Raw genomic sequence first — 7968 nt, 5'->3', positions numbered from 1 at the left:
GACGATCTCGTATGCCGGCTATGAAGGCGAAGTGATGCGTGGCGCCTTCGCCGGGGTGCCGCATGGCCAACTCGAGGCGGCCCGCGCTTTCGGCATGAGCCGTTGGAAGATCTTCAGGCGCATATGGCTTCCGCAGGCCATCCACCGGGCGCTGCCGACGCTGGCGGGCGAAACCGTTCTCCAACTGAAAGCAACACCGCTGGTGGCGACGATAACCATGGTCGACATCTATGCCGTGGCCTCGCGGGTGCGCCAGGATCTCTTCGTCACCTACGAACCCTTGCTGCTTCTGGCGTTGGTCTATATGTCCATCACCGGTGTCCTGGTCTTCGGCTTCCGCCGGCTCGAGGCGCGGATTCCGAACAAGATGGGTTAGGTAAAATGGTGAATGGTGAATGGTGAATAGTCAGTAGTCAGTAGCCCGTAGTGTTACCGGCTAAATCCCACTCACTATTCACCATTCACCCATTCGCTCAGATATCCATGGCAATCACAATGCAACTCAGTCTCGACCAGGCGACAGGGCTGTGCCGGATGGCCGCACTTGGCGCTGGCGCCAACGAAGAGGCGGCGCAGTCGCTGGCTGCCTCGATCGTCGCGGCCGAGGCGGAAGGACTGTCGACCGTCGGGCTGTCGCACTTCATCGATTATCTTGAAGCACTGGAGGCCGGCCGTATCGACGGCAACGCCGATCCGGTGATCACCAGGCCGGCGCTCGCGGTCTATCTCTCCGATGCGCGCGGCGGCTTGGCGCATACCGGTTTCGACCGCACGATCGATGACCTCGCCAAGGCGGCGCGGCTGTTCGGCGTCGCCATCTTTTCGCAGAAGAATGCTTATACGTGCGGCGCGCTCGGCTATTTCACCGGAAGGCTGGCCGTGCAGGGATTGGTGTCGTTCGCCGCCACCAACGGCCCGGCCGTGCTTGCCGGATCGGGCTCGGTCAAACCGGTCTACTGCACCAACCCGATGTCCTTTGCCGCACCCGCTGCGGACGGGGCACCGCTGGTCATCGACCAGTCGTCGAGCGCCACCGCCTTCGTCAACATCCGCAAGGCGGCCGAGGACGGCAAGAAGATCCCCGAAGGCTGGGCACTGGACGCCAGCGGCAACCCGACCACCGACCCGGCAGCCGCCATGAAGGGCGCCATGCTTGCCTTTGGCGGCCAGCGCGGCGCCAACATCGCGCTGATGGTCGAAGTGCTGGCTGCGGGCCTGTCGGGCGCCAACTGGTCGCTCGATGCGCCATGGTTCAGCGGCGGGCCGGACAGTCCGGGGACCGGCCTGTTCGTGCTCGCCGTCGAGCCCAAGCTGCTCGATCCGGACTTCGAGAACCGGATGAAGGACCAACTCGACCGGCTGCTGCGGCGCTATGGCGTGCATGTGCCAGGGCGTGCCCGGGCAGAAGCGGCTGAGAAGGCGGCGGCCCGCGGCATAAGCGCGCCGAAAGCCGTGGTGCAGCGCATTTCCGAGTTCGCCGCCCGCTATTCATCCTGAAGAAAATCGTTTGTCCGATGAGTGGCTGACGACGCCGGCCGATCCGGCAGCGCGAGCCTACTTCCCGCAATGATGATCGTTGATGACGTTCAGCGCATTCGCTTCCGGTCCTACTCTGTTGTAGGAGCAGGGTTCGGCGGCCGTTGTGAACAAGTGGTTGTCATAGTAACGCGGGCCACCGAACAGGATGTCGATGATGTCGCCATTGGCGGGAACGTAGCGTTCGGGTTGAGCTTGGTGGTGATGCCGGTTTCCGGCGAACGCCGAAGGGCCAATGCTGCAGCCTGTTGCGAAAGCCAGAGCGAAGATCGCAACGCATTTTGTCGTCATCGGCAATATCCTCCATTCGGAATCAAACCATACATCTAAAATCGCCGACCGAACAAAGGTTCCTGTTCCGAATGGAGTCACCCCAAAGCCGCGCGTCGGCAGGATTTTCTGCCGTTTCGAACGGATCCGGAAAACCATGCTTCAACAATGCCGGGCGACCTATCGTCGCCCTTTGCCTTTGGCGCGAAACCGACTATGAAACGGCTTCAATCAAGCCATCTGGATAGCCCGCCGGAGCCAGCCATGACCGAAATCCTTCAGACCCCAAAGCTCGTCGTCGTTTTCGGCGGCTCCGGCTTTGTCGGTCGTCATGTCGTGCGGGCGCTGGCCAAGCGCGGCTACCGCATCCGGGTCGCCTGCCGCCGGCCCGATCTCGCCGGCCACCTGCAGCCGCTCGGCAATGTCGGGCAGATCCAGCCGGTGCAGGCCAATGTCCGGGTGCGCTGGTCGGTCGACCGCGCCGTGCAAGGCGCCGACCATGTCGTCAATCTGGTGGCAATCCCGTATGAAGCCGGCCGGCAGAAATTCACTGCCGTCCACGAGTTCGGCACGCGCGCTATCGCCGAAGCGGCGCGCGCCGTCGGCGCCGGCCTCACCCATATCTCGGCTCTGGGTGCGGATCTCCACGCGCAATCGGACTATGCGCGTACCAAGGCGCTCGGCGAAAAGGCGGTTCTGGAGACGGTCCAGGACGCCGTGATCTTGCGGCCATCGATCAATTTCGGGCCGGAGGACGGTTTCTTCAACCGCTTTGCCAACATGGCCCGCTTTTCCCCGGTGCTGCCGCTGATCGGCGGCGGGCAGACGAAATTCCAGCCGGTCTACGTCGGCGACGTCGCCGAAGCGGTGGCGCACTCGGTCGACGGCAAGGTCCAGGGCGGCCGGATCTATGAACTCGGTGGGCCGCAGGTGCTTACCTTCAAGGAATGCATGCAAGAGCTGCTTGTCATCATCGAACGCAAGCGGTTTTTGCTGCCCGTGCCATGGTGGCTGGCGAACCTCCAGGCATCAATTCTCGGGCTGCTGCCCAATCCGTTGTTGACCAAGGACCAGGTCCTGCTGTTGCGCCAGCACAATGTGGTGTCGGATGCCGCCGTCAAGGACAACAGGACGCTCGCCGGCCTCGGTATCCAGCCACGGTCGATCGGAACCATCCTGCCAAGCTATCTCTGGCGCTACCGCGCCGCCGGCCAGTTCCAACGCAAGTCCGCCGCATAACACGAACGGACGTGCGGTTGCCTACGACGCGCGCCGGGTGACCTGCATCGGCAGGCCGCCTTGCGGCTGCGTCGTCAGCTTCTGCACCGGCCAGGGGCGAGTTTGTGCGGTGGTATCGAAACGATAGCGCGACAGCATGATCGCCAATGCGATGATTGCCTCCTGCATGGCGAAGCTGGCGCCGATGCAGACGCGGGGGCCGGCGCCGAACGGCAAATACTGGAAACGGTCGATCTTTTCGCGGTTCCCCGGATGAAAGCGTTCCGGCATGAAAGCGTCCGGCCGGTCCCACAATTTCCGATGGCGGTGAACGACCCACGGCATCACCAGCACCGCGGCACGTCGCGGTATGTAGAGGCCGTTCCAGGTTTCGGGCTCGATCGGTTCGCGGTTGATCGACGGCGCCGGCGGATAGAGCCTGAGCGCCTCGTCGAAGGCGGCACGGGTGAGCGGCATGGCGTCGAGCCATTTCGTCGGGTCGGGCTCACGCGCCAACACCGCATCGATCTCGTGCTCGATCTTTTCGCGCTCCCACGGCGCTTCGGCAAGGCAGTAGAGCGTCCAGCCGAGCGCCCTGGCTGTAGTCTCGTGGCCGGCGCCGATGAAGGTGATGATGTTGTCCTCGACCTCGGCCCGGGTCAGCCCGCCCGGTCCTTCCGCCTTCAACAGCAGCGTGAGAAAATCCTGCGGCACCGTGTCCGGAGCGCGCCTCAGCCGCGCCTCGCGCATCTGCACCGTGTCGGTGACGATCTTGCGGAAGTAGGCCATGGTCTTGCGGCCGCGGATGCGGGTCAGGCGCGGCAGCCAGTCGGGCGCACGCAAAAGGTCGAGCGGATCGACCCGGCCCATCGTCTCGAACAGGCGGTCGATCTCCTTGGCGAAGCTGCCGGGTTCGCCCGATATCTCGCCCGAAAACAGTGTCTCGGCCAGGATGTCGAAGGTGAGCAGCGTCATGTCGTGGGCGATATCCGACGTGCCACCTTGCTCGTAACGGGTGACGAATTCGAGCGTGCGTTTCAGCATCGGCTCGGCGAAGCCGAAGATGTGGCGCGGCGTGAACACCGGCGCCATCGCCTTGCGCGAACGCCGCCACACTTCGCCTTCGGCGGTAAGCAGGCCGTCGCGCAGGATCGGCCGCAGGATCTTTTGGCGCACCGTCGCCATCTTGTAGTTCTTGGCGTTGTCGACAAGCACATGGCGGATGAGGCCGGGATCGTTGGCGATGACCAGCGGCCCGCCGACGCCGGTCACCGAAATCCAGGGCTCGTTGTAGGTCGCCTCGCCCCACAATTCGAGCGGATTGCGGTAGACGATGCGGATCATCTCCAACGTCGAGGGCGGCGCGGTGCGCGGCTTCGGCGCTGGCGGGACGAAGGGGACGGGCTGACTGTCCATGACTTGCTCCGCTGACACCTCAATGTAGTGGCGTGCAAGGCAGGCGTCCATGTGACCGGACGACAAGGCGAAGCATCCGCTCTCTGGAATGTGACCGGGGCACCGGAAAGTGCCTGCTTGCTGTGTCCGGCTGCGTGTCTTAGGTGGCAGCACCACAGATGCCACTAACCGGCGGGAGCCTGCCATGAAGCACCAGTTGAACGTCATCATCGGCAGCACGCGGCCGGGTCGCGCCGGACCCGTTTTCGCAAACTGGCTGGAAAGTTTTGCGCGCGAACACGGCAAATTCGAGCCGTTGCTCACCGATATCGCCGCCTTCAACCTGCCAGTGCTGGACGAACCGCATCATCCGAGACTCGGCAAATACGAAAACAGCCACACGAAAGCCTGGTCGAAAGCAATCGACGCCGCCGACGCATTCGTCTTCGTAGCGCCGGAATACAATTATTTCGCCGCCCCCGCGATCGTCAACGCGGTCGACTACCTGCTCAGGGAATGGCGATACAAGCCGGCCGCCATCCTCAGCTACGGCGGTGTCTCCGGCGGCTTACGAGCGGCGCAGGCGGTCAAACCGTTGCTGACCGCCGTCGGCGTCATGCCGATTCCGGAAGGCGTGGCGCTGCCGATGTACCAGAAGCTGCTCGATGAGACCGGCGCCTTCCTGCCCAGCGAGCAGGTGCTCGGCGGGGCCAGGACCATGCTGGACGAGCTGTTCCGCTGGAGCGAAGCGCTGAGGCCGATGCGGGTCGGCTGACAACGCGAACGGCCGAACTTGCCGATGCCATAACTTGCTCATGCCATAAAGAGATGGAATGCTCCGGCAAATGACCGGGCCGGGGCGGTTCGATTTGCGTTTTCTGTTTGCCTTGCTGCTGATCCTCTCGACGGCCTCCGCTGCCATGGCGGAGCGGCGCGTTGCGCTGGTCATCGCCGAGAACGACTACCGGCTGATCCGGCCGCTCGCCAATCCCGTCAATGACGGCGAGGTCATGGAAACGGCGCTGAGGAAGCTCGGTTTCGAGGTCTTCCTCGAAACCAACCGCGACCTGCGGCGCATGCGCCGGGCGCTCGATGATTTCCGCGAGGATGCCAAAGGCGCCGACGTGGCACTGGTGTTCTTCTCCGGCCACGGCGTCGAGATCGCCGGCGAGAATCGGCTCCTGCCGGTCGATGCAGACGCGTCGTCGCTCGCTACGCTGGAAAGGACCAGCCTGCCGCTGGAGGTGATCCGCGCGGCCGTCGCCGCCACCAGCAAGGTCGGGCTGATCGTGCTCGATGCCTGCCGCAGCGATCCGTTTGCGGCTACGGGCGGCGAAGGTCGCGGCGCAACGGCGCTGGTAAAAGAGGTCAGCGACAAGGTCCGGCCGGGTCTTGGCCGCATCGGGCGGGCAGAAAACATCCTGTTTGCCTTCTCGGCGGCGCCCGGCGAGACCGCAGCGGATGGGACCGGCCAGAATTCGCCGTTCACCGCGGCGCTGACGAAATATCTCGGCACCGAAGGTCTCGAGATCCGCTCGGTGCTGACGCTCGTGCAACAGGAGGTCTACGATCTCTCGCGCGGAAAGCAATTGCCCTATGTCGAGAGCGGCCTGCCGCAGCTGTTCTTTGCCGCCTCGGCCAAGGAGAAACTGCCGGAACGCGAACGCCTGTTGCTGGCCATGGCCGAGGTGACGCCCGAGATGCGCGGCGAAGTGGAGAAGATCGCCAGCGACGCCGACATGCCGCTGGCACCGCTCTATGGCGCGTTGATCAGTTCCGATTCCGGCCACCTCTCCGCGGACAGTCTGAACGCCAGGCTGCGTGAGGCAGCCGACGCCTTCGTCAAGGTGCGGAGCGAAATGCAGACGCTTGGATCCGACGATCTCAGAGTGTCGGCTTTGCGCCGGCAGGCCGAAGAGCAGCTTTCGCTGGGAGCGTTCGATGCGGCGCGCAAAAAGCTCGCCGAGGCAGCCGAGATCGACAATGTCTCGCGCAACGCGCTGAAGGCCAATTTCGTCAGCCGCACGCTCTCCGAAGCCGCGACGCGCTATTTGTCCGGCGGGGCGGCGCGCGCCGACCTCGACTACCCCACAGCCATCAAGGATTATGAATCCGTGCTCGCGCTTTATGGCGAAGCCGGGCAGGTGGTGCTGTCGCTCGACGACGCTGACCGCTTGATCCGCACGCTGGACGAGCTCGGCAAGCTCTATACCACGGTCGGCAATATCGATGCGGCCGGCCACGCCTTCGAGGCGCTGCAAGCCGATCTCGAGCGGCGGTCGCATCATGAAACCGATCCCAACGTGAAGCGCGACTTCGCCGTCAGCCACGTCAAGCTCGGCAACGTGCGGATGGCGCAAGGCAATCTGCCGACAGCTCTGCAAAACTATGAGACGGCCAAGACCATTCTGCAGGGCCTGACCGAGGCAGAACCGGACAATCTGGAGTGGTTCGGCGACCTCGCGATGACCGAGGACAAGATCGGCAACGTATTGGCGACGCAAGGCGATCTGGCCGGCGCCGCAGAGGTCTACCAGGAAAGCCTGTCGATCAAGAAACAGCTCGCCGCCGGAGAGCCCGACCGTGCCGAACTGCAGCGCGACCTGACCATCACCTACGACGAGATCGGTCACCTTGCCCATGTCGCAGGCCAACTGGACAACGCACAGGCGGCCTATGAAGAGAGCCTGAAGGTGCGGCTGGCGCTGGCGGCGGACAAACCGGGAGACGCCGACCGGCAGCGTGACGTCTCGGTCAGCCACGATACGATAGGCGACCTGCTGCGCGAACGCGGTGACGCCGCCGGGGCGCTGGCGGCCTACAAGGAAGGTCTGGCGATCGTCAAGCAACTGGCGAAACGCGATCCGGACGACACCGAGCTGAAACGCGACCTGTCGGTCGGCAACGCCAAGATCGGCAACGCGCTGAGCGACCAGGAGAATTGGCCGGCGGCACTTTCGGCTTATCGTGAGGCACTCTCACAAGCCAGCGCGCTCGCCGCCGGCGACCCGAGCAACACCGATTGGCAACGCGACCTGTCCGTTTGCCTCGAGAAGGTCGCCGGCGTCCTGGCGATACAGGGCGACCACAAAGGCGCGCTGAAAGCCTATCTTGACAGTTACGCGATTGCGCAGCGGCTGGCCAAGCTCGATCCCGCCAATTCCGACTGGCAGCGGGACTTATCGATAACGCTGTCCGAAGTCGCCACGCTGCGCCTAAGGCAGCGCGACGTCAGGGGAGCCCGGCAAGCCCTTCAGGACAGCCTGGCCATTCGCGAGAAACTTGCCCGGTCCGATCCGGACAACGCCACCCGGCAACGCGACCTTGTGGTCGCCTATATCGACTACGCGCAAGTCGCAAAGGACCCGAAGGCCGTGCTTTCCAAGGCGCTCGACATGACGCTCGAGCTCGACCGGACCGGTCGGCTGGCGCCGCGATACAAGTTCATGGTCAAGTTCCTGCGGGAGCGGCTGGCCAGGATCGAAGCCAGGCGCCGGTAGCCGGCCGACGCGACGGTCATTCCGTTCGGAAATGCCTGCAAACCTTGGA

Annotated in this window: 7 protein-coding genes; 5 read left to right on the top strand and 2 right to left on the bottom strand. The window is 64.0% G+C overall.

Going from position 1 to position 7968, the window contains the following annotated elements; all coding sequences use genetic code 11:
* Both NKH13_RS25625 and NKH13_RS25620 read left to right on the top strand, forming a co-directional pair.
* The coding region (locus tag NKH13_RS25625) for an ABC transporter permease subunit (protein WP_352915240.1) at window positions 1-376 on the top strand (376 nt) is incomplete at its 5' end.
* A 119-nt stretch (window positions 377-495) separates the two neighbouring features.
* Window positions 496-1497, top strand: coding sequence for an Ldh family oxidoreductase (locus NKH13_RS25620; protein WP_352915238.1), 1002 nt, complete (start codon window positions 496-498; stop codon window positions 1495-1497).
* Between the two features lie 57 nt (window positions 1498-1554).
* Here NKH13_RS25620 and NKH13_RS25615 read toward each other — a convergent pair whose 3' ends face one another.
* A complete protein-coding gene (locus tag NKH13_RS25615; RefSeq protein WP_352915236.1) occupies window positions 1555-1965 on the bottom strand; it encodes a hypothetical protein in 411 nt (136 codons plus the stop codon).
* A 105-nt stretch (window positions 1966-2070) separates the two neighbouring features.
* Between NKH13_RS25615 and NKH13_RS25610 the strand changes: the two genes are divergently transcribed.
* The gene (locus NKH13_RS25610; protein ID WP_352915233.1) at window positions 2071-3045 is read left to right on the top strand and encodes a complex I NDUFA9 subunit family protein; all 975 of its coding nucleotides are present in this window, start codon (window positions 2071-2073) and stop codon (window positions 3043-3045) included.
* Between the two features lie 21 nt (window positions 3046-3066).
* On the opposite strand, the gene NKH13_RS25605 is transcribed toward NKH13_RS25610, so the two are convergent.
* Window positions 3067-4440, bottom strand: coding sequence for a cytochrome P450 (locus NKH13_RS25605; RefSeq protein ID WP_352915231.1), 1374 nt, complete (start codon window positions 4438-4440; stop codon window positions 3067-3069).
* A gap of 184 nt (window positions 4441-4624) precedes the next feature.
* Between NKH13_RS25605 and NKH13_RS25600 the strand changes: the two genes are divergently transcribed.
* Together NKH13_RS25600 and NKH13_RS25595 are read left to right on the top strand one after the other, a co-directional pair.
* Entirely contained in the window at window positions 4625-5194 is a 570-nt protein-coding gene (locus tag NKH13_RS25600) for an NADPH-dependent FMN reductase (protein WP_352915229.1), read from the top strand.
* A gap of 58 nt (window positions 5195-5252) precedes the next feature.
* Entirely contained in the window at window positions 5253-7919 is a 2667-nt protein-coding gene (locus NKH13_RS25595) for a caspase family protein (RefSeq protein ID WP_352915226.1), read from the top strand.
* The last annotated feature ends 49 nt before the right edge of the window (window positions 7920-7968 follow it).

It is taken from the genome of Mesorhizobium sp. M1348, assembly GCF_040317925.1.
Classification (GTDB): domain Bacteria; phylum Pseudomonadota; class Alphaproteobacteria; order Rhizobiales; family Rhizobiaceae; genus Mesorhizobium.
The sequence above is the reverse complement of the archived record's forward strand: the minus strand, read 5'-3'. Positions and strand labels throughout refer to the sequence as shown.

Excerpts from the sequence above, each read along its gene's own strand:
- NKH13_RS25620 (WP_352915238.1), top strand. The coding sequence starts at position 496 with ATGCAACTCAGTCTCGACCAGGCGACAGGGCTGTGCCGGATGGCCGCA.
- NKH13_RS25615 (WP_352915236.1), bottom strand. The coding sequence starts at position 1,965 with ATGGTTTTCCGGATCCGTTCGAAACGGCAGAAAATCCTGCCGACGCGC.
- NKH13_RS25610 (WP_352915233.1), top strand. The coding sequence starts at position 2,071 with ATGACCGAAATCCTTCAGACCCCAAAGCTCGTCGTCGTTTTCGGCGGC.
- NKH13_RS25605 (WP_352915231.1), bottom strand. The coding sequence starts at position 4,440 with ATGGACAGTCAGCCCGTCCCCTTCGTCCCGCCAGCGCCGAAGCCGCGC.
- NKH13_RS25600 (WP_352915229.1), top strand. The coding sequence starts at position 4,625 with ATGAAGCACCAGTTGAACGTCATCATCGGCAGCACGCGGCCGGGTCGC.
- NKH13_RS25595 (WP_352915226.1), top strand. The coding sequence starts at position 5,253 with ATGCTCCGGCAAATGACCGGGCCGGGGCGGTTCGATTTGCGTTTTCTG.